This is a genomic window from Marinovum sp. (assembly GCF_034669705.1).
Lineage (GTDB): Bacteria > Pseudomonadota > Alphaproteobacteria > Rhodobacterales > Rhodobacteraceae > Marinovum.
In genome coordinates this window covers 38,497-62,831 of sequence record NZ_JAXMOR010000014.1, presented here as the reverse complement: position 1 = coordinate 62,831, position 24,335 = coordinate 38,497, and the positions used below count along the sequence as shown (strand labels likewise).

Annotated in this window: 16 protein-coding genes; 12 read left to right on the top strand and 4 right to left on the bottom strand. The window is 67.3% G+C overall.

The annotated features are described in order from the left end of the window. Positions 1-9 precede the first annotated feature (9 nt). Positions 10-1,194: a VWA domain-containing protein gene (locus VOI27_RS11685; RefSeq protein ID WP_323765525.1), complete on the top strand. Its 1,185-nt coding sequence runs from the start codon at positions 10-12 to the stop codon at positions 1,192-1,194. On the opposite strand, the gene VOI27_RS11680 is transcribed toward VOI27_RS11685, so the two are convergent. Next, positions 1,191-2,417, bottom strand: a complete 1,227-nt coding sequence (locus tag VOI27_RS11680) for a sigma-54 dependent transcriptional regulator (RefSeq protein WP_323765524.1) — start codon at positions 2,415-2,417, stop codon at positions 1,191-1,193. The genes VOI27_RS11685 and VOI27_RS11680 overlap by 4 nt on opposite strands. Next, the gene (locus VOI27_RS11675; RefSeq protein ID WP_323765523.1) at positions 2,414-4,102 is read right to left on the bottom strand and encodes a sensor histidine kinase; all 1,689 of its coding nucleotides are present in this window, start codon (positions 4,100-4,102) and stop codon (positions 2,414-2,416) included. Before VOI27_RS11675 ends, VOI27_RS11680 begins: the two co-directional genes overlap by 4 nt. A 121-nt stretch (positions 4,103-4,223) precedes the next feature. Between VOI27_RS11675 and VOI27_RS11670 the strand changes: the two genes are divergently transcribed. From VOI27_RS11670 to VOI27_RS11625, 10 genes are all read left to right on the top strand, one after another. Beyond that, positions 4,224-5,408, top strand: a complete 1,185-nt coding sequence (locus tag VOI27_RS11670) for a cytochrome P450 (RefSeq protein ID WP_323765522.1) — start codon at positions 4,224-4,226, stop codon at positions 5,406-5,408. 157 nt (positions 5,409-5,565) lie between these two features. Further along, entirely contained in the window at positions 5,566-7,944 is a 2,379-nt protein-coding gene (locus VOI27_RS11665; RefSeq protein ID WP_323765521.1) for a glycogen/starch/alpha-glucan phosphorylase, read from the top strand. Continuing rightward, the gene (gene glgB, locus VOI27_RS11660) at positions 7,941-10,151 is read left to right on the top strand and encodes a 1,4-alpha-glucan branching protein GlgB (protein WP_323765520.1); all 2,211 of its coding nucleotides are present in this window, start codon (positions 7,941-7,943) and stop codon (positions 10,149-10,151) included. Before VOI27_RS11665 ends, glgB begins: the two co-directional genes overlap by 4 nt. Positions 10,152-10,196: 45 nt before the next feature. Further along, complete coding sequence (gene glgC, locus VOI27_RS11655) at positions 10,197-11,456, top strand: glucose-1-phosphate adenylyltransferase (RefSeq protein ID WP_323765519.1); 1,260 nt, start codon at positions 10,197-10,199, stop codon at positions 11,454-11,456. Between the two features lies 1 nt (position 11,457). Beyond that, the gene (gene glgA / locus VOI27_RS11650; RefSeq protein ID WP_323765518.1) at positions 11,458-12,897 is read left to right on the top strand and encodes a glycogen synthase GlgA; all 1,440 of its coding nucleotides are present in this window, start codon (positions 11,458-11,460) and stop codon (positions 12,895-12,897) included. Continuing rightward, on the top strand, positions 12,894-15,014 hold the full coding sequence (gene glgX, locus VOI27_RS11645; RefSeq protein ID WP_323765517.1) for a glycogen debranching protein GlgX: 2,121 nt from the start codon (positions 12,894-12,896) through the stop codon (positions 15,012-15,014). Before glgA ends, glgX begins: the two co-directional genes overlap by 4 nt. Next, positions 15,011-16,999, top strand: coding sequence for a 4-alpha-glucanotransferase (locus tag VOI27_RS11640; protein ID WP_323765516.1), 1,989 nt, complete (start codon positions 15,011-15,013; stop codon positions 16,997-16,999). The genes glgX and VOI27_RS11640 overlap by 4 nt, the downstream gene beginning before the upstream one ends. Beyond that, positions 16,987-18,618 (top strand): alpha-D-glucose phosphate-specific phosphoglucomutase, encoded by a 1,632-nt coding sequence (locus tag VOI27_RS11635; RefSeq protein ID WP_323765515.1) that lies wholly within the window; start codon positions 16,987-16,989, stop codon positions 18,616-18,618. Before VOI27_RS11640 ends, VOI27_RS11635 begins: the two co-directional genes overlap by 13 nt. A gap of 266 nt (positions 18,619-18,884) precedes the next feature. After that, positions 18,885-19,928, top strand: coding sequence for an L-glyceraldehyde 3-phosphate reductase (gene mgrA / locus VOI27_RS11630; protein WP_323765514.1), 1,044 nt, complete (start codon positions 18,885-18,887; stop codon positions 19,926-19,928). Further along, positions 19,928-20,755 carry a hypothetical protein gene (locus VOI27_RS11625; protein WP_323765513.1) on the top strand — a complete coding sequence of 276 codons (828 nt, stop codon included), beginning with the start codon at positions 19,928-19,930 and terminating at the stop codon, positions 20,753-20,755. Before mgrA ends, VOI27_RS11625 begins: the two co-directional genes overlap by 1 nt. 300 nt (positions 20,756-21,055) lie before the next feature. On the opposite strand, the gene VOI27_RS11620 is transcribed toward VOI27_RS11625, so the two are convergent. Further along, a complete protein-coding gene (locus VOI27_RS11620; protein ID WP_323765512.1) occupies positions 21,056-22,345 on the bottom strand; it encodes a DEAD/DEAH box helicase in 1,290 nt (429 codons plus the stop codon). Positions 22,346-22,738: 393 nt separating this feature from the next. On the opposite strand from VOI27_RS11620, the gene VOI27_RS11615 reads away from it, so the two are divergent. After that, on the top strand, positions 22,739-23,029 hold the full coding sequence (locus tag VOI27_RS11615) for a GNAT family N-acetyltransferase (RefSeq protein ID WP_323765511.1): 291 nt from the start codon (positions 22,739-22,741) through the stop codon (positions 23,027-23,029). Positions 23,030-23,033: 4 nt separating this feature from the next. Here the strand turns inward: VOI27_RS11615 and VOI27_RS11610 are convergent, their stop codons facing one another. After that, the gene (locus VOI27_RS11610) at positions 23,034-24,287 is read right to left on the bottom strand and encodes an FAD-binding oxidoreductase (RefSeq protein ID WP_323765510.1); all 1,254 of its coding nucleotides are present in this window, start codon (positions 24,285-24,287) and stop codon (positions 23,034-23,036) included. Between the last annotated feature and the right edge of the window lie 48 nt (positions 24,288-24,335).

Genomic DNA, 24,335 nt, shown 5'->3' with positions numbered 1-24,335 from the left:
GCGCGGCGGATGTTCGTACCCTTCTTCGAGACCCTGCGCCGCGTCGGCGTGCCGGTGTCCCTGCGGGAATACCTCAGCTTTCTCGAAGGCATGAGCGCGGGTCTGGCGACCTATGACGTCGATGCCTTCTATTACCTTGCCCGCACCGCCATGGTGAAGGACGAGCGCAATCTCGACAAGTTCGACCGCGCCTTCGCCCACAGCTTCAAGGGGCTGGAGGCGGTCTCGGCGCAGGATGTGCTGAACGCGGTCGACCTGCCCGAGGAGTGGCTGCGCAAGATGGCCGAGAAGCATCTCAGCCCCGAGGAAATGGCCGAGATCGAGAGCCTCGGCGGATTCGACAAGCTGATGGAGACGCTGAAGCAGCGGCTTGCGGAGCAGAAGGGCCGCCACCAGGGCGGCAGCAAGTGGATCGGCACCGCCGGCACCTCGCCCTTCGGCGCCAATGGCTACAACCCCGAAGGCGTCCGCATCGGTCAGGACAAGAGCCGCCACCAGCGCGCGGTCAAGGTCTGGGACAAGCGCGAGTTCCGCAACCTCGACGACCAGATCGAGCTGGGCACCCGCAACATCAAGGTGGCGCTGAAGCGGCTGCGCAACTGGGCACGCACCGGCGCCAATGACGAGCTCGACCTCGACGGCACGATCCGCGCCACTGCCGAGCATGGCTACCTCGACGTCAAGACCCGGCCAGAGCGGCACAACGCGGTCAAGGTGGTGCTGTTTCTCGATGTCGGCGGCTCGATGGATGCGCATATCCGGGTGGTGGAAGAACTGTTCTCGGCCGCGCGGTCCGAGTTCAAGCACCTCGAATACTACTACTTCCACAATTGCCTTTACGAAGGGGTCTGGCGCGACAACCGCCGCCGCTGGTCAGAGGTCACGCCGACCTGGGAGGTGCTGCGCACCTACGGCTCGGACTACAAGTGCATCTTTGTCGGCGATGCCAGCATGTCGCCCTACGAGATCGCTTATGCCGGCGGCGCCAACGAGCATTGGAACGAGGAGGCCGGGCAGGTTTGGCTGCAGCGCGCCCGCGATCAATGGCCTGACAGCCTCTGGATCAACCCGGTGCCCGAGGCGCAGTGGCAGTATACCCAGTCGATCGCCATGATCCGCGAGATCTTCGAGGGCGCAATGGTGCCGATGACGCTGCAGGGGCTGGAGCGCGGCATGAAGGCGTTGGCGCGCTAGCGGCGGTAGGCCTCGGGCTTGATGCCGTAGCGGGCGAGCTTGTCGTAGAAGGTCTTGCGCGGCAGTTTCAGCTGCTTCGCCGCCTCCGAGGCGCGACCGTTCTGCCGGCTGAGCGCGGCGATCAGCAGCGAGCGTTCGACCTGCGCCATCTGTTCGGCCAGCCCCAGCTCGGCATTGCGCGCCGCCTCTTCCGGCATCCCCAGCACGAAGCGCATCGCCGCCGACATCAACGAGCGGGCATTGCCCGGCCAGCTCTGCGCCATCAGCGCGGCGGCATGATCGGGGCTGATCTCCGGGGCGGCGACGCCGGCCTGTTCGGCGGCCTGGTCGACGTAGTGACGAAACAGCACCGGGATGTCCTCGGGCCGCTCAGACAGCGCCGGCAGCCGCACCACGTGGACGTTGAGCCGGTAGTAGAGATCGGCGGTCACCCGGCCCTCGGCAAAGGGATCATCCAGCCCGTCGACCGCGCCGGCGATCAGCCGCACCCCCTGCCCCGAGTCGAGCAGATCGAGCAGCGCCAGCTGGCTGTCGGCCGAGAGCTCGGCGATGCCGTCGAGAAACAGCGCGCCCCCTTCGGCGCGGGTAAAGACCTCGCGCAGGCCCGCCGGGTCGAGGCCACGGGCGGCGCGTTTTTCGAACGGCATCTTGGCGCGCGGCGAGGACAGGTGGATGACCTCGGCCACCTTGGAGATGCCGGACCCCTGCGGCCCGATGATCAGCGCATCCGCCGTCGTGACCGCCACCTGCCGCACCTGCGTCCGCAGCGCCTCCGACAGCGCCGAGGTGCCGAAGAGCATCCGCGCCGCCGGGTCGCCAGACTCCATCTGGCTCTTGAAGCGGCGGTTTTCCAGCACCATGGCGCGGGATTTCAGCGCCCGGTCGAGCACCTTGAGCAGGTCGTCGGTGGCGCAGGGTTTCTCGAGAAAGGCAAAGGCCCCGGCGCCGAGCGCGCGCACCGCCATCGGGATGTCGCCCTCGCCGGTGAGCAGGATCACCGGCAGGTCCGGGTCGACCTGCTGGGCATGGTCGAGCAGGTGAAACCCGTCGCGCCCCGGCATGCGGATGTCGCTCAGGATCACCCCCTCGAACCCCGGCGTGATGTGGTCCTTGGCGACCACGAAAGAGCCCGCCGGCACCGGCTGGTAGTCGGCCAGTTCCAGCGACTGGCACAGCGCCTCGCGCAGGCCCGCGTCGTCATCGACCAGCAGCACCCGCCTCATGCCGCCGCCTCCTGCGCGTCGCTCCATTGTTCCAGTTCGACGGTAAAGACCGCGCCGCCGCCGGGCACGTTGGCGCCGCGGATGGTGCCGCCAAAGCTTTGCACCAGACCGTAGGAGATCGACAGGCCGAGCCCCATGCCATCCGGCCCGCCGACCTGCTTGGTGGAATAGAACGGGTCGAAGATGCGGTCGGGGTCGGCAATGCCGGGGCCGGTGTCGGCCACCGTCACCACCGGGCGGGGCCCTTCCGTCAGGGTGAGGGTCAGGGCGCGGCGCGGCGCTGCCTCCATGGCGTCGGCGGCGTTCGAGATCAGGTTGACGAAGACCTGCCCCAGCCGCACCTCGCCGCCCCAGACCCAGACCGGGCCCTCGGGGCGCTGCCAGTCGAGCGTCACCCCGCCCTGACGCAGCCGCGGCTCGGCCAGCTCGATGGCGCTGTCGATCACCGCGACGATATCGACCTTGCCCATCGGCTCGCTTTCGTTGCGAGCAAAAGCTCGCAGGTTCTTGATGATCCGCGCCATCCGCCGCGCCATGGTGGCGATCCGGCCGAGGTTCTCGCGCGCGGTCTCGGGCCTGTCACGGTCGAGGAAGGCCTGGGCGTTCTCGGCATACTGCTGGATTGCCATCAGCGGCTGGTTGAGCTCGTGGCTGATGCCTGCCGACATCTGCCCCAGCGCCGAGAGCTTGCCGGCCTGCACCAGGTCGGCCTGGGCGCGTTTCAACGCCGCCTCGGCCTCCTGGCGCTCGCGCACCTCGTGGCGCAGCGCGGTGTTGGTCTGCGACAGCTCGGCGGTGCGCGCGGTCACCCGGCTCTCGAGCCGCGAGTTGACCAGCGCCAGCGCCCGCCGGCGTGCCCCGGCAAGAAACAGCAGCGCCCCGAAGGTGGCCATCAGCGCCGCCACCGCCGCCGCCTGCCAGAGCGCCATGCGCAGCGCCGGGCCGGTGTCGAGCAGCGCCTCGGCGCGCATCCCGATCACCGGCAGGTCCTGGCTCAGATGCAGCGCCCGGCGCGGCACATAGGGCGACCAGTCGAGCCACCAGACCTCATGCGCGCCCACGGCCACCGCCCGCGGCCGCTCGCCCGCCGGCGTCTCGAGCCCCACGGCCCCCGGCGGCTGGTGCCAGAACAAGAGCTCGGAGCGGTTCGAGATGAAGACCCGGCCGCCCTCGTCGAGGAAATAGATCGCCGGGCGGTCGCCGCGCCAGTTCTCTTCCAGCCGGTCGATGTCGACCCCGAGGATCAGCGCCCCGCGCACCTGCCCGCCTGCGTCGAAGGTCGGCGCGGCAAAGAACCAGGCGCGCACTCCGAAGGTCTCGCTCACCACATGCGCCGAGCCCAACGCGCCCTGCAGCGCACGGCGGAAATAGGCGCTCTCGGCCAGGGCTTCGGGCGTGCGCGGCCCCGAGGCCGCCAGCACCCGGCCCGCCGCATCAACATAGAGCATGGTCAGCGCCGAGGTCTTGTCGGCCACGTCGAGCAGCAGCGCCTCGGCCTCTGCCCGGTCGCCGCCGTCGTGCAGCGCTGCCAGCGCCGGGTGATCGGCGCTCAGCACCGCCACCTCGGCATGATGCTGCAGCTGCGCGGTGAGTCGGTCGGCGGCCAGCGACAGCCCGGCCTCGCCGCGCCGGGCGATCTGATCGAGCCCTTGGGTGAAGCCGGTGTGCCAGACGCCGGCGCTCACCGCCGCTATACATGCGATGTAGAGGACCGCGAGACCGCGAAGTGAGGAAGATTTCGACGACATGGCCTCAGTTTAGCGCGTCCCCCCTTGCAATGGAAAGCCAGCCGGTGAGGATGTTATCATGGCCGAGCTTTCGCAATCTCCGACCGATCCGGGTTTTGTCCAGAACCCCTATCCGTTCTATGCGGAGGCGCGAGCCAGAGGCGCGGTGCACCATTGGCGCGACTATGGTCTCGATTGCGCCTTCTCCCATGCCGCCGTCAACGCCGCCCTGCGCGATGGCCGGCTGGGCCGCGAGGCGCCCGACGAGTTGAAGGAACCGCACCCCGATCACCTGCGCGATTTCTATGCCGTCGACGACAATTCCATGCTCGAGCTCGAGGGCCCGCGCCACATACGCCTGCGCAAGCTGGTGCTGCATGCCTTTACCGCCCGCGGCATCGCCGGTCTCGCCCCCGAGATCGAGGCGCTCTGCCACAGGCTCATCGACGCGGTCCCGGAGGGTGATTTCGACCTGCTGCCACACTATGCGGCGAAGCTGCCGGTGATCGTGATCGCGCGGCTGCTGGGCGTGCCGGACGACAGGGCCGACCAGCTGCTGGCGTGGTCGAACGCCATGGTGGCGATGTACCAGGCCCGCCGCGACCGAAGCATAGAGGACACCGCAAACCAGGCCGCGCGGGAGTTCTCGGCCTTCCTCGCCGATCATGTCGCCCGCCGCCGCAAGACCCCGGGCGACGACCTGATCACCCGGCTGATCGCCGCCGAGTCAGACGGCGAGACGCTCAGCCCGGACGAGCTGATCGCCACCTGCGTGCTTCTGCTCAACGCCGGCCACGAGGCGACGGTGCACAGCCTTGGCAATGGCGTGAAGGCGATGCTCGAGACCGGGATGCAGCCGGAGTGGACCTCTGACGACAGGATCGACGCCACGGTCGAGGAGATCCTGCGCTTCGATCCGCCGCTGCACATGTTCACCCGCTGGGCCTACGAAGAGGTCGAGATCGGCCGCAGCCGGCTCAGGCGCGGCGACCGCATCGGGCTTTTGCTGGGCGCGGCGGGGCGCGATCCGCAGATGTGGGAAGACCCCGACCGGTTTGATCCGAATCGTCACCCGAAGGCGCATGTGGCCTTTGGCGCCGGCCGGCACTTCTGCGTCGGCGCCCCGCTGGCGCGGCTCGAATTGCGCATCGGCTTGCAGGTTCTGTTCGCGCGGTTTCCCGCGCTGCGGCTGGCCGAGACACCACGCTATGCAAACCTCTACCATTTTCACGGGCTTGAGCGGCTCGTGCTGTGCCGGGAATGAACCGGGACGCGCGATATCGCCGTCTTGTCAGGCGGCGGGGTCGGCATACCTCTGCCGGGATGATATGTGGCATATTGGCCGGACGTGACGTTGCACGTGGAAAAAATTCACGTTTAGCGCTAACAGTGCCGCAACGAAACCGCTGTGAGCAGGTAAGATGAAAGACGAAATTCTCCACCATATCCGTTATTCGCTGGGCAAGGACGCCGAGCATTCCTCGGTCTACGACTGGCGCATCGCGCTGTCGCTGGCCCTGCGCGACCGCATGGTCGACCACTGGTACCGCTCCACCCGCGAGACCTATGCCGCGAACACCAAGCGGGTCTATTACCTCTCGCTCGAGTTCCTGATGGGCCGGCTGGTCGAGGACATGGCCGCCAACCTCGGGCTCGACAAGGAGGCCCGCACCGCCATCGAGGCGCTGGGTCAGGACTACGAGGAAATCGTTCATGACGAGCCCGATGCGGCGCTAGGCAATGGCGGCCTGGGCCGTCTGGCCGCGTGCTTCATGGACTCGCTGGCGACGCTCGGCATCCCGGCCTATGGCTACGGCATCCGCTACGAGCACGGGCTCTTCGAGCAGAAATTCTCTGACGGCAAGCAGGTCGAGACCGCCGAAACCTGGCTGACCCAGCGCCACGCCTGGGAATTCGAGCGCCCCGAGGTGAAATACCGCATCCAGTTCGGCGGCCATGTGGAGCACCACGAGGGCCAGGCCCGCTGGATTTCCTCCGAGACCGTGCTGGCCACCGCCTATGACACCCCGGTGATCGGCTGGAAGGGCACCTGGGGCAATACCCTGCGGCTCTGGTCGGCCAAGGCGCCGGGCGCCTTCGATCTGGAAAGCTTCAACCGCGGCGATTATCTGGCCGCCGGCCGCAACGAGGCGCTGGCGCGCACGATCTCCCGCGTGCTCTACCCCGATGACACCACCGATGCCGGCAAGCAGTTGCGGCTGAAGCAGGAGTATTTCTTCACCGCCGCCTCGCTGATGGATCTGATGCGGCGCTACCTGTCGGATCATGACGACATCCGCGCCCTGCCCGATCACGTCGCGATCCAGCTCAACGACACCCACCCGGCGATTGCCGGCCCGGAACTGGTGCGCCTGCTGGTCGATATGCATGGGCTCGAGATGCCCGAGGCGATCGAGATCGCCCGCAACTGCCTGGGCTACACCAACCACACGCTGTTGCCCGAAGCGCTGGAGAAGTGGCACGTCGGTCTGATGGCCTATGTGCTGCCGCGGCACCTCGAGATCATTCGCGCAATCGACCACGCCCACCAGGAAGAGCATCCCGGCAGCCCGCGGATTATCGATCATGACCACGTGCACATGGGCGAGCTGGCCTTCATCATGGCGCATAAGGTCAACGGCGTCTCGGCGCTGCACAGCGAGCTGGTCAAGGAAACCGTGTTTGCCGACCTGCACAAGATCCACCCCACCCGGATCATCAACCAGACCAACGGCATCACCCCGCGGCGCTGGCTCTATACCTGCAACCAGCCGCTGTCCGACCTCATCACCCGTGAGATCGGCGAAGGCTGGGTGGCCGATCTGGAGCAGTTGAAGAAGCTGAACGCCAAGGCCGACGATCCGGCCTTCCTGGCCGAGTTCCAGGCCGCCAAGCGCGCCAACAAGGTGCAGCTGGCCCAGTGGATCAAGCAGACCTGCGGCGTCGAGGTGAACCCCGACGCGATGTTCGACGTGCAGATCAAGCGGATCCACGAGTACAAGCGCCAGCTGATGAACATTCTCGAGACCATCGCGCTGTGGAACGAGATCCGCGACAACCCCAACGCGGAATGGACCCCGCGGGTCAAGATCTTTGGCGGCAAGGCGGCCCCGGGCTATCACGTGGCGAAACAGATCATCCGGCTGATCAACGACGTCGCCGCCAAGATCAACAATGATCCGGTGACCGGCGATCTGCTCAAGGTGGTCTACCCGCCGAACTACAACGTCACCATGGCCGAGGACCTGATCCCCGCCGCCGACCTGTCCGAGCAGATCTCGACCGCCGGCAAGGAAGCGAGCGGAACTGGCAACATGAAGTTCGCTCTGAACGGCGCGCTGACCATCGGCACGCTCGATGGCGCCAATGTCGAGATCCGCGACCATGTCGGCCCCGAGAACTTCTTCCTGTTCGGCCTGACCGCCCAGGAGGTGCAGGAGCGCCGCCGCGAGCACGGCTTTGCCCGCAACGCGATCGAAGCCAGCCCGCGCCTCAGCCGGGTTCTGGGGCAGATTGTCGACGGAGTGTTTTGTCCTGACGAAATTACGCGGTACCATGAGCTTGTCGGGAATCTCTACGATCACGACTATTTCCTCGTGACCTGCGATTTCGACAGCTACTTCGATGCGCAGCGCCGCGTCGATACCGCCTATCGCGACGAGAGCGGCTGGGCGGCGATGGCGCTCAGGAACACGGCCAACATGGGCTGGTTCTCGTCGGACCGCACGATCCAGGGCTATGCGCGTGACATCTGGCACGCGGGCCCGGTCAACAATGGTGGAATGGAGAAAACTGCATGACTGACGCCCCCCTGATCCACCCCGAGGAAGCAACCGCCCTGTCGGATGGCTCGCATGGCGATCCGTTTTCGGTGCTGGGACTGCACGAGGCCGGCGGCAAGCTGGTCATCCGCGTGTTCCGGCCCGAGGCCGACAGCGTCGAGGTGATCGACGCCAAGACCGGCAAGGCGGTGGTTCCTCTGGAGCGGGTCGAGGGGGGCGACGGCGTCTTTGCCGCGGTGGTGCCGCGGCGCAAGAGCCGCTTTGCCTACAAGCTGCGGATGACACGTGGCGGCGACAGCTGGACCGAGCATGACCCCTATTCCTTTGGCAACGTGCTGGGCGAGTTCGACGAATACCTGTTGGGCGAAGGCACCCATGGCTATCTCTGGAAGGCGCTCGGCGCGCATGTGATGACCCATGAGGGCGTCGACGGCACCCACTTCGCGGTCTGGGCGCCGAACGCGCGCCGGGTCTCGGTGGTGGGCGATTTCAACGGCTGGGACGGGCGGCGCTTTATCATGCGTCGGCGCGGGGCCTCGGGCGTGCATGAAATCTTTCTGCCCGGCCTCGCCGACGGCACCACCTACAAATACGAGGTTCTGGGCATCGACGGCCAGCTGATGCCGCTCAAGGCCGACCCCGTAGGCTTTGGCGCCGAGTTGCCGCCGCGCACGGCTTCGGTGGTGCGCGACCTGTCGGACTACGACTGGCAGGACGGCGCATGGATGTCGAAACGCGGCGGCGAGCACCGCATCGATCGGCCGATCTCGGTCTACGAGGTGCATTTGGAAAGCTGGCGGCGGGTGCCGGAGGAGGACGCCCGCTCGCTCTCTTACCGCGAGATGGCCGACGAGCTTGTGAGCTATGTCAAGGAGATGGGGTTCACCCATATCGAAACCACGCCGATCAGCGAATACCCCTTCGGCGGCTCCTGGGGCTATCAGCCGGTCGGGCTCTTCGCGCCGACCTCGCGCTTCGGCACGCCGGATGACTTCCGCTATTTCGTCGATGCCTGCCACCAGGCCGACATCGGGCTGATCATCGACTGGGTGCCGGGGCATTTCCCGACCGACCAGCACGGCCTCGGCCGGTTCGACGGCTCGGCGCTCTATGAGCATGCCGACCCGAAGGAAGGCTTTCACCCCGACTGGAATACCCTGGTCTACAACTACGGCCGCACCGAAGTGGCGAACTACCTGATCGCCAACGCGAAATTCTGGGTGCAGGAATATCACATCGACGGGCTCAGGGTCGATGCGGTGGCTTCGATGCTCTATCGCGACTATTCCCGCAAGGAGGGCGAATGGGTGCCCAACGTCCACGGCGGGCGCGAGAACCTCGAAGCGATCAGCTTCATGCAGCGGATGAACGAGGCGGTCTATGCCGACGAGCCCGACATCATGACCATCGCCGAGGAAAGCACCGCCTTTCCGGGCGTCTCGGCGCCCACCGACACCGGCGGGCTGGGCTTCGGCTTCAAGTGGAACATGGGCTGGATGAACGACACCCTGCGCTACATGGGCGAGGATCCGATCCACCGGAAGTACCACCACGACAAGATGACCTTCGGGCTGCACTATGCCTTCAGCGAAAACTTCGTGCTGCCGATCAGCCATGACGAGGTGGTGCACGGCAAGGGCTCGATGATCGACCGGATGCCGGGCGACGAATGGCAGAAGTTCGCCAACCTGCGGGCCTATTACGGCTTCATGTGGGGCCACCCGGGCAAGAAGCTGCTCTTCATGTCCTGCGAGTTCGGCCAGTGGGACGAGTGGAATAACGAAAAGAGCCTCGACTGGCACCTGCTCGACTACCCCACCCACAAGGGCGTGCAGTCGCTGGTCCGCGATCTCAACCATCTCTACCGCGACACCCCGGCGCTCTACGAGCTCGACAGCAAACCCGAGGGCTTTCGCTGGATCGACGGCGGCAATGCCGGCGAGTCGATCTTCAGCTGGATCCGCGAGGGCAAGGAGGGCACCGACCCGGTGCTGGTGGTCTGCAACTTCACCCCGGTCACCCGGCCGGGCTATCGCATCGGCGTGCCGCGCGCGGGGGTCTGGGAGGAAGCCCTCAACACGGACGCGACCGAGTATGGCGGCAGCAACCAGGTCAACGCCACGCCGCTCAGCACCAGCGCCGAGCCGGCGCATGGCTGCGAGCAGTCGATCGAGCTGACCATACCGCCGCTGGCCGCGACGTTCCTGCGCTTCAAGGGGGCGTGATTTCATCAGTTCATTAGATCATTCGATCAAGTCTGGGAGGACCCGATGACAGAACCAAGACATATCCTGGCGCAGCAGACCATGGCCTATGTGCTTGCCGGCGGACGCGGCAGCCGGCTCAAGGAAATGACCGACATCCGCGCCAAGCCGGCCGTCTATTTCGGCGGCAAGACGCGCATCATCGACTTTGCCTTGTCCAACGCCGTCAACTCCGGCATCCGCCGCATCGGGGTGGCGACGCAATACAAGGCCCACAGCCTGATCCGCCACCTGCAGCGCGGCTGGTCGTTCTTTCGCGCCGAGCGCAACGAGAGCCTCGACATCCTTCCCGCGTCGCAGCAGATGGGCGCCGACAACTGGTATGAAGGCACCGCCGACGCGGTGACGCAGAACATCTCGGTGTTGCGCGGCTACGGCCCGAAGTACATCCTCGTGCTGGCCGGAGACCACATCTACAAGCAGGACTACTCGGTGATGATCGAGCAGCACGTGCGGACCGGCGCCAAGGTCACCGTGGGCTGCATCGAGGTGCCGCGCGACGAGGCCAAGGCCTTTGGCGTGATGGGCGTGGATGAGAGCGACAAGATCCTCGAATTCGTCGAGAAACCCGAAAATCCCCCGGCGATGCCCGGCGACGAGAGCCGGTCGCTGGCCAGCATGGGGATCTATGTCTTCGAGGCGGAGTATCTCTATTCCCTGCTCGAGAAGGATGCCGCCGACGAGTCCTCGAGCCATGACTTCGGTCATGACATCATCCCCGACATCGTGGCACAGGGCGGCGCCTATGCGCATCCCTTCGGCCGGTCCTGCGTCATGTCGGGGCTGGAAGACACGCCCTACTGGCGCGACGTCGGCACGATCGATGCCTATTGGCAGGCCAATATCGACCTCACCGATTTCCGGCCCGAGCTCGATCTCTATTCCCATGACTGGCCGATCTGGACCTACTCCGAACTCGTGCCGCCGGCCAAGTTCATCCACAACGAGGAGGGCCGCCGCGGCTCTGCCACCTCGTCGATGGTGGCCGGGGGCTGCATCATCTCGGGCTCTGCGCTTGACCGCTGCCTGCTGTTCACCGGGGTCTGCACCCACAGCTTTGCCGAGCTCGAAGGGGTGATCGCCCTGCCCTACGTCGATGTCGGGCGCAAGGCGCGGCTGAAGAACTGCGTCGTCGACCGTGGCGTCAAGATCCCGGACGGGCTGGTCGTCGGCGAGGACGCCGAGGCCGATGCCAAGCGGTTCCGCCGCTCCGAAGGGGGCATCTGCCTGATCACCCAGGCGATGATCGACAAGCTGGATGGCTGAGATGAATGTCCTGATGGTCACCTCGGAATGCGCGCCCTTCATCAAGACCGGCGGGCTGGCCGATGTGGCGGGCGCCCTGCCGGGGGCGCTCAAACCTCTCGGCATCGAGGTGCGCACCATGCTGCCGGCCTATCCGGCGCTGATGCCGCTGGTGGCGCGCGGCACCGAGGTGGCCAACTTCGGCGATCTGCCCGGCGGTGCCGGGCGGGTCGTCCAGGTCGAGGCCGAGGGCATCACGCTGCTGCTGCTTGACGCGCCGCAACTGTTTGACCGGCGCGGCGGGCCCTATACCCACGAGGGCGGTCAGGACTGGAACGACAACCACCGCCGCTTCGCCTCGCTGGCGCAGGCGGCGGCGCGGATCAGCTTTGACGGGCTGGCCGACTGGAAACCCGACGTGGTGCACGCGCATGACTGGCAGGCCGGTCTGACGCCGGTCTATCTCAAGCAGCCCGGCCTGCCGGTGCCCAAGACGGTGATGACGATCCACAACATCGCCTTTCAGGGCCGCTATGCCCCCTTCGAGGGCCAGCAGCTGGGCCTGCGCTGGGACTGGTTCACCCCGGAGGGGATGGAATATCACGGCGACATCTCTTTCCTGAAGGCGGGGCTGGCCTATGCCGACCGGATCACCACCGTCAGCCCGACCTATGCCCGCGAGATTCTCTCGCCGCGGTTCGGCATGGGGCTCGAAGGGGTGCTCAACGCCCGGCAGGAGGTGCTCTCGGGCATTCTCAACGGCATCGACACCGACGCCTGGAACCCCGCCACCGACCCGGCCCTGGTGCGGCCTTTCGATGCCACCAGCCTTGCCGGCAAGCAGGCCAACCGCGCCGAGATCTGCGCCCGCCTCGGGCTCGACCCGGCGCATGAGGGGCCGCTGTTCTGCGTCATCAGCCGGCTGACCGAGCAGAAGGGACTTGATGCCCTGGCCGAGGCGATCCCGCATCTGGTGGAAAACGGCGGGCAACTGGCGGTGCTGGGGTCCGGCGCGCCAGAGCTCGAGACCGCCTTTCGCGAGGCCGCAGAGACCCATGCCGGCAAGGTCGGCACCTATATCGGCTATGACGAGGGCTTCTCGCATCTGCTGCAGGGCGGCAGCGACGCCATCCTGATCCCCTCGCGGTTCGAACCCTGCGGGCTGACCCAGCTCTACGGTCTGCGCTATGGCACCCTGCCGATCGTGGCGCGCACCGGCGGGCTGGCGGACACGGTGATCGATGCCAATCTCGCCGCGCTGCGCGCCGGCACCGCCACCGGTTTCCTGATCGACGAGGTCAGCGCCACCGGGATTTCCGACGCGCTCGACCGGGCCTTCAGCGTCCACGCCGCAGGCGATGACTGGCAGAGGATGCAGCGGGCGGCTATGTCTCAGGAAGTGGGCTGGGACATCTCGGCCCGTGCCTATGCCGATCTGTACAAAGAGGTTCTGACCGAATGAATACCCGTGCGCCGATGACGGTCGAAATCCGTCCGGGCCGCTCACATCAACTCGGAGCACATTTCGACGGCGAAGGCACCAACTTCGCCGTCTTTTCCGAGAACGCCACCAAGATCACGCTCTGCCTGTTCTCTCCCGACGGCAAGCGCGAGGAGCATCGCATCGAGCTGCCCGAACGCAACGGCGCGGTCTGGCATGGCTATGTGCCGGGGCTGATGCCCGGCGCGCTCTACGGCTACCGCGTCGACGGCCCGTACGAGCCGTCGCGCGGGCACCGTTTCAACGCCAACAAGCTGCTGGTCGATCCCTATACCCGAGAGTTGCACGGCAGCTTTGCCGACCATCCCGCCACCTATGGCTATGACGCCACCGGCGGCGACGACCTGAGCTTCTCCGACAGCGACAGCGCCCCGCATGTGCCGAAATCCGTGGTCTCGGACCCCAAGCTCTTTCCGCTCGATGCCAAGACCCTGACCTGCGGCCATGACGGCGGGCTGATCTACGAGGCGCATGTCAAGGGCACCACCATGCTGCACGACGGCGTGCCCAAGGACCTGCGCGGCACCTATGACGGCATGGCCTCTGACGCGATGCTCGAACACCTGACCCGGCTGGGCGTCGATGCGGTCGAGCTCTTGCCGGTGCAGGCGCTGAAATCAGAGCCGATGCTCAAGGGCAAGGGGCTGGTGAACTACTGGGGCTACAACACCATCAGCTTTTTCGCCCCCGAACCACGCTATTTCGGCCCCAAGGGCGTCGCCGGCTTCCGCGCCATGGTGGAACGCTTCCACAAGGCCGGGATCGAGGTGATCCTCGACGTGGTCTACAACCACTCGGCCGAGGGCGATCAGCTGGGCCCGACACTGAGCTTCAAGGGTTTCGACAACGCCTCTTACTACCGTCTGCTTGACGGTCAGCCGCGCTATTACGTCAATGACACCGGCTGCGGCAATACGCTCGACACCACGCACCCCTTCGTGCTGCGGATGATCATGGACTCCTTGCGCTTCTGGGTGCAGGCGATGGGTGTCGACGGCTTCCGCTTCGATCTGGCCACCACGCTCTGCCGTTCGCGGCAGGGGTTCGACCAGGCCGGCAGCTTTCTGACCGCGCTGCGCCAGGACCCGGTGCTGGCCGGCGTCAAGATGATCGCCGAGCCCTGGGACATCGGCCCGGGCGGCTATCAGCTGGGGAACTTCCCGCCGATCTTTGCCGAGTGGAACGACCGCTACCGCGATACCGTGCGCCGGTTCTGGCGCGGCGATGGCCACAGCGCGCAGGATCTGGGCTCGGCCCTGTTGGGGTCAGCCGATCTGTTCGACCAACGCGGCCGACGGGCCTGGTCCTCGGTGAACTTTGCCGCCGCCCACGACGGCTTTACCCTCGCCGACACCACGGCCTATGTCGAGCGTCACAACGAGGCCAACGGCGAGCACAACCGCGACGGCCACCACGCCAACCACAGTGACAACTTCGGCGTCGAGGGCGAGACCGACGACCCGATGATCATCGCCGGGCGCAAGCGACGCCAGCGCAATATCCTGGCGACGGTGATGCTGTCGCAGGGCACGCCGATGATGCTGGCGGGCGATGAGGGCGGCCATTCCCAAGGCGGCAACAACAACGCCTATTGTCAGGACAACCCGACCGCCTGGATCGACTGGAACGCGCTCGACCAGGAGCAGATCGGTTTCACCTCGGCGCTGATCCGGTTCCGCAAGGCGCACCTGCTGGTGCGGCAGAAATGCTTCCTGCACGGCGCCGAACGCCCCAGCGACGGCGAGCGCGACGTCTCGTGGATGGCCTATGACGGCGGGCCGCTGAACTGGCGCGATCCCGGGCTCTCGAGCCTCTGCCTGATCCTACGCGGCTGTGCCGAGCACCCGCTGGGCAACGTCCTGTCCGACACCGTGCTTCTGGCCTTCAATCGCGAGGCGCGGACCGAGGTGCTGGTGCTGCCGGAGCCCGGCGAGAGCCGACAGTGGGTGCGCGAGATCGACACCTCCCAGGCCGACCAGGCCCCGGCGGTGATGCCGGTGCGCCGGACGCGGGTGGCGGCCAATTCGGTGGCGGCCTTCGTGCTGCGTGACCTGCCGCGCGACGAGGCCCCGGAATGAGCGCCGATGCGGCCCTGCGCCAGCTTGCCCTCGCCTGCGGCGTGCATCTCGACTTTCACGACCTGACCGGCACCCGCCGCGAGACCCCGGTGCCCACCCTGCGGGCGCTGCTGCGGGCGCTGGGGGTCGAGGCCGAGAGCGGCGCCCAGGTCGCCGAGGCGCTGGCCTGCCGGCAGGCCGACACCGCCGACCGCCACCTGCCCGAGGAAATGCTGCTGCGCGCCGGCCAGCCCACCGAGATCACCCTCGCCGCGCCCTGCCGCTGGCAGGTGGTGGGCGAAGACGGGCGCGAACTGGCCGCCGGCAAGGCCGAGACGCAGCTGACGCTGCCGCCGCTCGAGGTGGGCTATGCCAGCCTGCATCTGACCGGCGAAGGCTGGCGCGAAGAGAGCTTCCTGCTGCTGCGCCCGCCGCATGCGCCGCTCTTGTCAGAGACCTCTGGCCATCACCGCAGCTGGGGCGTCACCGCGGCGCTCTACGGGTTGCGCTCGGGCTCGAACGGCGGGCTCGGCTCCTATGACGACCTCGCCAAGGCCGCCGGCGCGTTGGGCCGGCACGGGGCGCAATTTCTCGGCATCAACCCGGTCTCGGCGCTGGGCTGGGCGGCCGAGGACACCATCAGCCCCTATTCGCCGACCCACCGCGGCTTCTTCAATGCCGATCACATCGCCGTCGAAGGCGGTCTCGGACCCACGCCGGAAAACGCGCTGATCGATTACAAGGCGTTCAGGGCGCGGCAGCGCCCGGCGCTTGAGGCCGAGTATGCCCGCACCGCGACGAGCAAGGATTTCAAGGCGTTCTGCGCCAAGGCGAATGCCTCGCTCGAGGATTTTTCCTGCTACGAGGCGATCAGCGAGCGGCACGGCACCGATATCCGTCAATGGCCCGCCGCACTGCAACAGCCGGGCCCCGCGGCGATCAAGGAGGCCGGCCGCCGCGCCGAGTTCCACCGCTGGCTGCAATGGCGCGCCGAGCGCGAGATCGACGCCGCCCAGGCCGCGGCGCGGACCTCCGGCATGTCGCTTGGCCTCTACCTCGACCTGGCGGTGGGCGCGCGCCCCGGCGGCGCCGAGGCCTGGATGCATGACGACACCATCGCCCGCGGCGTCACCATCGGCGCGCCGCCTGACCAGCTCAGCCCCGAGGGCCAGTCCTGGGACCTGGTGGCCCATGCGCCGGGCCGGCTGGCGCAGGCCCGCTACACGCCGCTGCGAACCATGCTGCGCAAGCTGATGGAGAAATGCGGGCTGCTCAGGATCGACCATGCTCTGGGGCTGATGCGCAGCTACTGGCTGCCCGATGACGGCAGTCCGGGTGCCTATGTCACCCAGCCGTTCGAGACCCTGCTGGCGGTGATTGCCATCGAGGCGCATCGCGCCCGCTGCGTGGTTGTGGGCGAAGACCTCGGGCTGGTGCCTGACGGGTTCCGGCAGACGATGAACACCGCCGGGCTCTATTCCTACGCGGTCTGGCAGTACGAGACCTTCGACGACGGCACGCTGCATCCCGCCTCTGACCTGCGGCCGTTCAGCCTGGCCTGTTTCTCGACCCATGACACCCCCACCCTGCGCGGCTTCTGGTATGGCGCCGATGTCGAGCTCTGGCGCGACATGGGCTGGATTTCCGACGCCGAGGCCGCCGGTCGCCATGGCCATCGCAGCCACCAGCGCGCCGGGCTCAGGCGCGATTGCGCCATCGCGCCCGCCGCCGGCCCGGAAGAGATCGCCGGGGTGATCCACGGCGCGCTCACCCGCTCGCCGGCGGCGATGGTGGCGGTGCAGCTTGATGACCTGCTGGGCCAGACCGATGCGCCCAACCTGCCCGGCACGATCGACGAACACCCCAACTGGCGCCGCCGCACCGGCCTGGCCGTCGAAGATTTCGCAACCGCGCCGCAGCTTGCCGAAAGTGCCGCCACGATGCGGACCGGCAATCGCCAACCTCCTGTTCCAGCAGAGAAAGGACCGATATCATGTCCAGAGTAACCCGCTCCTGCACCCCGTTCGACGGCCAGAAACCCGGCACCTCCGGCCTGCGCAAGAAGACCCGAGTCTTCATGCAGGACCACTACCTCGAGGCCTTCGTTCAATCGATCTTCAACGCCATCGGCGGCGCCGAGGGCAAGACCTTCGTGATCGGCGGCGACGGCCGCTATTTCAACGCCGAGGCGATCCAGACCATCCTGCGCATGGCCTCGGCCAATGGCGCGACCCGCGCTGTCGTCGGCCAGAACGGGCTGCTCTCGACACCCGCCGCCTCGAACCTGATCCGCCAGCGCGGCACCGACGGCGGGCTGATCCTCTCGGCCAGCCACAATCCCGGCGGCATCGACGAAGATTTCGGTCTCAAGTTCAACACCCCCAACGGCGGCCCGGCACCGGAAAAGGTGACCGAGAAGATGTTCGAGCAAACCAAGACGCTCTCGGAATACCACACGCTCGAGACCGCCGACATCGACCTCGGCGCCATCGGCGAGACCAGCCTTGGCAAGATGGCGGTCGAGATCGTCGACCCGGTCGAGGATTACACCGCGCTGATGAAGACGCTGTTCGATTTCGACGCCATCCGCGCCCATATCAAGGGCGGCTTCAGCCTGAAGTTCGACGCGATGCATGCGGTCACCGGCCCCTATGCCACGGCGATCCTCGAGGGGGAGCTGGGCGCGCCAGAGGGCACGGTGATGAACGGCGTGCCGAAGGTGGATTTCGGCAAGGGCCATCCCGATCCCAACCCGATCTGGGCCAAGCCGCTGGTCGATCTGGTGATGAGCGCCGATGGCCCGGATTTCGCGGCCGCCTCGGATGGTGACGGCGACCGCAACATGATCCTCGGCAAGGGCCTTTACGTGACGCCGTCTGACAGCCTTGCGGTTCTGGCCGCCAATGCACATCTGGCGCCGGGCTATGACAAGGGGCTGGCCGGGGTGGCGCGTTCGATGCCCACCTCGCAGGCCGCCGACCGGGTGGCCGAGAAGCTGGGGATCGAGTGCTTCGAGACCCCCACCGGCTGGAAGTTCTTCGGCAACCTGCTTGACGCTGGCCGCGCCACGCTCTGCGGCGAGGAGAGCGCCGGCACCGGCAGCGACCATGTGCGCGAGAAGGACGGGCTCTGGGCGGTGCTGCTCTGGCTCAACATTCTGGCGGTGCGCAAGGTCTCGGTGAAAGAAATCCTGATGGATCACTGGCAGACCTATGGCCGCAACTACTATTCGCGCCATGACTACGAGGCGGTTGACAGCGACAAGGCCAACACGCTGATGGCCGATCTCGAGGCGAAACTGGCCGATCTGCCCGGCACCGAGGTGCATGGGCTCACCGTGAGCGAGGCCGATCAGTTCGCCTATCACGACCCGGTCGACGGCTCGGTCAGCCGCAACCAGGGCATCCGCATCCTCTTCGAAGGCGGCTCGCGCGGGGTGCTGCGGCTCTCGGGCACCGGCACGGAGGGCGCGACGCTCAGGGTCTATCTCGAGCGCTACATGCCGGCCGACGGCGATCTGGAGATCGAGACCCAGGCGGCGCTCAAGGACGTGGCGGCGGCAATTGGCGAGATCAGCGGGCTGCACGCGCGGACCGGCCGGGACGCTCCGGACGTGATGACCTGACGGAGGGTGGGTTTCCAACCCACCGTTCCGCGCGGTACAGTCACCGGCGAGGGCGGCGAGAACGCGGTGTTCCGCGTAGGGTGGGTTTCCAACCCACCTTCCGGCGGCCACGTTGATACAAAGGTGGGTTACAAACCCACCCTACGTGTGCCGCGCGCGGGACGGCGAGCGGCCCCGCCCTGCCGCCTCACCCGGCCTGACATTCCGGTCTTGCAGACCCGCGCACCTCGGGCGAAACATGCGCCATGAGGAACGAGGAGACACCCATGGTCTGGACCGCATCCGACACCCGCTACGACACGATGACCTACCGCCGCTGCGGCAAGTCCGGCCTCAAGCTGCCGGCGATCTCGCTGGGGCTGTGGCACAATTTCGGCGACGACACCCCGCATGAGACAAAGCGCGCGATCACCCGCACCGCCTTTGACCACGGCATCACCCATTTCGACCTCGCCAACAACTACGGCCCCCGCCCCGGCGCCGCCGAGCAGGCTTTCGGCGCGCTGATGCGGCAGGACTTCGCGCCCTATCGCGACGAGATGATCATCTCGTCGAAGGCCGGATATCGCATGTGGCCCGGCCCCTATGGCGAGATGGGCAGCCGCAAGTATCTGGTCTCCTCCTGCGACCAGTCGCTGAAGCGGATGGGGCTCGATTACGTCGACATCTTCTATTCCCACCGTTTCGACCCCGAGACGCCGCTGGAAGAGACCATGATGGCGCTCGATCACATCGTCCGCTCGGGCCGCGCGCTCTATGCCGGGATCTCGTCGTACAACGCGCAGCGCACCCGCGAGGCGGCGGCGATCCTCAAGGACCTCGGCACCCCCTGCCTGATCCACCAGCCGTCCTATTCGATGCTCAACCGCTGGGTCGAGGAGGACGGGCTGCTCGATGCGCTCGACGACCTCGGCATCGGCTCGATCGTCTTCTCGCCGCTGGCGCAGGGCATGCTGACCAAGAAATACCTCGGCGGCATTCCCGAAGACAGCCGGGCGGCGCAGGGCAAGTCGCTGCGCGAGGGCTTCCTGACCGAGGAGGCGCTGGACAATGTGCGCGCGCTCAATGCCATCGCCGAAGAGCGCGGCCAGACCCTGGCGCAGATGGCGCTGGCCTGGGTGCTGCGCGGTGGACGGGTGACCACGGCGCTGATCGGCGCGTCGAAACCGTCTCAGGTGGTGGATTGCGCCGGCGCTGTGGGCAACCTCGAGTTCTCCGAGGACGAGCTGGCGCGGATCGACCAGCACGCCAAGGATGCCGATATCAACCTATGGGCCGCCTCGGCCGAGCGCGAGGGCCCGTCGCGCTGATGCGCGCCTCGCTGGAGATCATCGAGACCGGCAGCGGCAAGACCCGGGTGGTCTTGCAGAGCGACCGCCACATCGAGGCGCCGAACTGGACACCGGACGGCACGGCGCTTCTGGTCAACGCCGAGGGCCGGCTCTACCGGGTCGACCTTGGCGATCCGGCGCTTGTGCCGGTCGACACCGGCCGGCACGGGCGGCTCAACAACGACCACGGGATCTCGCCGGATGGACGCCTGCTGGCGTTCTGCGACAAGACCGAGACCGCGGCCTCCTGCATCTACACCATGCCTGTGGCCGGCGGGGTGCCGCGGCGGGTGACGCCGCGCTGCCCGAGCTGGTTTCACGGATTTTCGCCGGAGGGCACGCGGCTGGCCTATGCCTGCGTCCGCGACGGGCAGTTCGGCATTGCCAGCTGTGCGCTCGACGGCAGCGACGAGACGCTCTTGGTGACCAGTGCGCATCACTATGACGGGCCGGATTACACGCCGTGCGGGGAGTGGATCTGGTTCAACTCCGACCGCGAGGGCGCGATGAGCCTGTGGCGGATCCGGGTCGATGGCAGCGGGTTGGAGCGGATGAGTTTCGGGGGGTCTGTTGACTGGTTCGCGCATCCTTCACCCGATGGGGAGCAGGTCTGCTACCTGGCCTATGCGCCGGGGACCGAGGGGCATCCGGCGGGCTGCGACGTCGAGCTGCGGTTGATGCCTGCCACGGGCGGTGCGCCGGAGACCCTGCTGGCGTTTCACGGCGGGCAAGGCAGTCTCAACGTGCCGAGCTGGGCGCCGGGCGGCGGGCGGTTTGCCTTTGTGAGGTATGCAGCGTCCGCTTAAGCCCCCAAGCGCGCTAAACACGACCGCAAGTTGCCGCGCTGGCTGCGATTGGTTCCCAGCGCGTTGACGGCGGACTGCAAGCCCGCCGCGCATCGTCATGCCGTAGGCATGCCTCTGGCAGGACGCCGCCCCCAGGCGCGGCGATTTGGCTGCCGCAACCGCGACGACCTGAGCGCTTACGGGCTTTGCAGGGATAAACTGCCATACAGAAAAGTCGGATCGCCGCACCGCGGCCCGGTAATGCGCAGCTTCGCAGCGACCGCGCAAAAAAAGGCCGGGGAAACCCCCGGCCTTTCAAACTCAAGCAGCCTTGCGGCGACGCGGGCGGCGGCGTTTGCCGCCGTCACCAGCGGGCGCCGCGGTGTGGCCGCCCTGCGGACCCCGCGACCGGCCACGGCCACCGCCGCCACCACCACGACGCTGGCCACGGTTGCCGCCACGGGTCGGATCCTTGACCGCTTGGGGCATGGTGCCACCGGCCACCGGGATCTCGATCTTCATCAGCTTCTGGATCTGCAGCAGCAGATCGACATCTTCCGCCGAACACAGCGCAATCGCCTCACCCTCGCGACCGGCCCGCGCGGTGCGGCCGATGCGGTGGACATAGCTGTCGGGCACTTCCGGCAGATCATAGTTGACCACATAGGCCACACCCGGAATGTCGATGCCGCGCGCGGCGACATCCGTCGCCACCAGCACATTGATATCGCCGTCGCGGAAGCCCTTGATCGCGCGGTCGCGCTGGCCTTGGCTCTTGTTGCCGTGGATCGAAGCGGCGTTGTAGCCATCGGCCACCAGCCCCTTCATCAGCTTCTCGGCACCGTGCTTGGTGCGCGAAAACACCAGCGTCAGGGCATCGAGGTCGCGCGACAGGATCTCGCGCAACTTGGTCGGTTTGGCGGCCTTGTCGACAAAGATCACCGACTGGGTCACCTTGTCGGCGGCCTTGCCCGGAGGCGAGACCTGCACCCTGCGCGGATCGGTCAGATAGGCGCGCGACAGCTCTTCCATCTGCTTCGGCATGGTGGCCGAGAACAGCATCGTCTGGCGCGGCGTGCCCAGCCGCGGCGCGATTTTGCGCAGGGCGTGGATGAAGCCGAGGTCGAGCATCTGGTCGGCCTCGTCGAGGATCAGGTGACGGACTTGCCCGAGGTCGACCGCGCGGCGGTCCATCAGGTCGATAAGACGGCCGGGCGTGGCCACCAGTATATCGGTGCCGCGCGCCAGAGCGTTGATCTGGCGGTTGATCGACTGGCCGCCAACCACGGTGACCACCTTGATGCGGGTGTCATGGGTCAGGGTCTTCAGGCTCTCGGCGATCTGGTTCACCAGCTCGCGGGTCGGAGCAAGGATCAGCGCCTTGGAGGTCTTGGGCAGCGGCTTGCCCGGCTCGGCCAGCATGTGGTCGATCAGCGGCAGCCCGAAGGCCAGCGTCTTGCCGGTGCCGGTCTGGGCCAGACCGAGGATGTCATGGCCTTCCATCGCCAGCGGGATCGCCTTGGCCTGGATCGGGGTGGGTTTGTCGAATTTGGCGCGGGTCAGCGCATCGTTGAGCGCGGGCGCGAGGCCCAGCATGTCGAAATCGAACAAGTCATATCCTTCGGAGCCACACCGAAAGCGCCGGCGGGCCCGTTATTGCAGGCCGCATCCGCAGCCTAGGGAGGGTGCGCGGGGCCTCTGGAGGCACGGGCGTGTCCCGTGGCATCCGGCCGTCGCGTCAGGAACCCTGCGTGATGGGGAACTGAAACAGTGTGTCGCCGGGAGCCCCTCGAAGGGGCGGCATGCTCACGCGGCAGCGCAGCGACACCTGTCAGATGCCCTCTCGCGGCAGGAAAGTCAAGCGGTGTGACAGGGGTTTGCCCAGGACGGACCCCGACAGTGACCCTACGTCACACCCACGGTTGACCCCGGCCCTTCGGCTGGCGCAGGGTGCCGGGGCCGGCCGGAGGCAAGGCGCGGCGGTGCCAGTCCAAAGGAGGCCCCATGGCAGACCCGGAGATCACCCGCGAGCAAACCCAGAGCAAGGGCCGCTACAGCCTGACGCAGGAGGGGCATGAGGCCGAGCTGACCTATTCCCGGGTCGGCAGCAGTGCGATCATCATCGACCATACCGGCGTGCCGGAGGCGTTGCGCGGCACGGGCGCGGGACGCAGGCTGGTCGAACGTGCGATCACCGATGCCAGGACCGAGGGCCTCAAGGTGATCCCGCTCTGCCCCTTTGCCAAGGCCCAGATCGAGCGCACGCCTGAGTGGCAGGACGTGCTGCAGGGCTGAGCGCTCAGAACCGGTCGACGCGATAGGCCGACATGTCGATCGGCGGCGCTGCCCCGGTGACCAGATCGGCCATCAGCCGCGCCGTCGTCGCGGCCTGGGTCATGCCAAGGTGGCCGTGGCCGGTGGCATAGAACACCCCCGGCACGCGTGCCGAATGCGAGATCACCGGCACGGTGTCGGGCAGCGACGGGCGGTGGCCCATCCAGCGGCTGTGATCCACCACCTTGAGCCCGGGCAGGATCGACCGCGCCCGCTCGACCGTGATCCCGGCGCGGCGCCAGTCGGGCGGTGCGTCGAGGCCGGCGAACTCCACCGTGCCGCCAATGCGGATGCCGCCGCCGGTGGGCGAGACCATGAAGGCCCGCGCCGGCCAGATCAGCGCATGCCGCAGCTCGATCTCCGGGCGCATGATCTGGGTGTGATAACCGCGCTCGGTCTCGAGCGGGATCGGCTCGCCCAGCCGTCGCGCCAGCGTCGCGGTATGGGCGCCGGCGGCCAGCACCACGTGATCGGCCTCAAGACTGTCGCCGCTTTCGAGCCGCAGCCGGGTGAGGCCGGCGTCGCTGGGGATGACTTCGGTGACGGTGTCCCGCAGCAGGCGGCCGCCGCGCGCCGCCACCACCTCGGCCAGCCGGGTGACCAGCGCAAAGGGATCGCGCAGGGTGCGGTTGTCGGGCATCAGAACCGCCCGGTGGAGGCCCGGCCCGAGCGCGGGCTCGAGCTCGCGAAGCGCATCCGGGGTGAGGATCTCGTGGCGAAAGCCGAAGCGGTCGAGCATCTCGAGCGCGGCACGGTCGGCAGAGAACTCGCCCGGGGTGGCATAGAGCGAGAGGCAGCCGGTCTGGCTCAGGTGATCCGAGAGCCCGATATCGGCCAGCAGCGCCCGGGTATCGCCAAGCGCGCGGCCGCAGAGCGCCGCGCCCGCGGCCTGCAACTGCCGCAGCTTCTCGGGTCGACCGGCCCAGAGGAACCGCAGGATCCAGGGCGCCACCCGCGCCGCATAGCCAGGCGCCACGCGGATCGGTCCGCCGGGGTCGAGCAGCCAGAGCGGTGCCTGCAGCCAGACCCTAGGCCGTGACATCGGCATGAAGCCCGAGACGGCGATCGAGGCCATATTGCCGAAGGAGGCCCCCTTCCCCGGCGTGCCCCGATCGATCAGCGTGACCGCATGGCCGCGCTGCTGCAGCGCATGGGCGATGCTGGTGCCGATGATCCCCGCACCCACCACCGCGGTTCTGGTCTGCCCGTTCTGGTTCACGCCTTGTCTCCTGCCGCGTCGCGCCCGCCCGATGAGCGCCACTGTGCG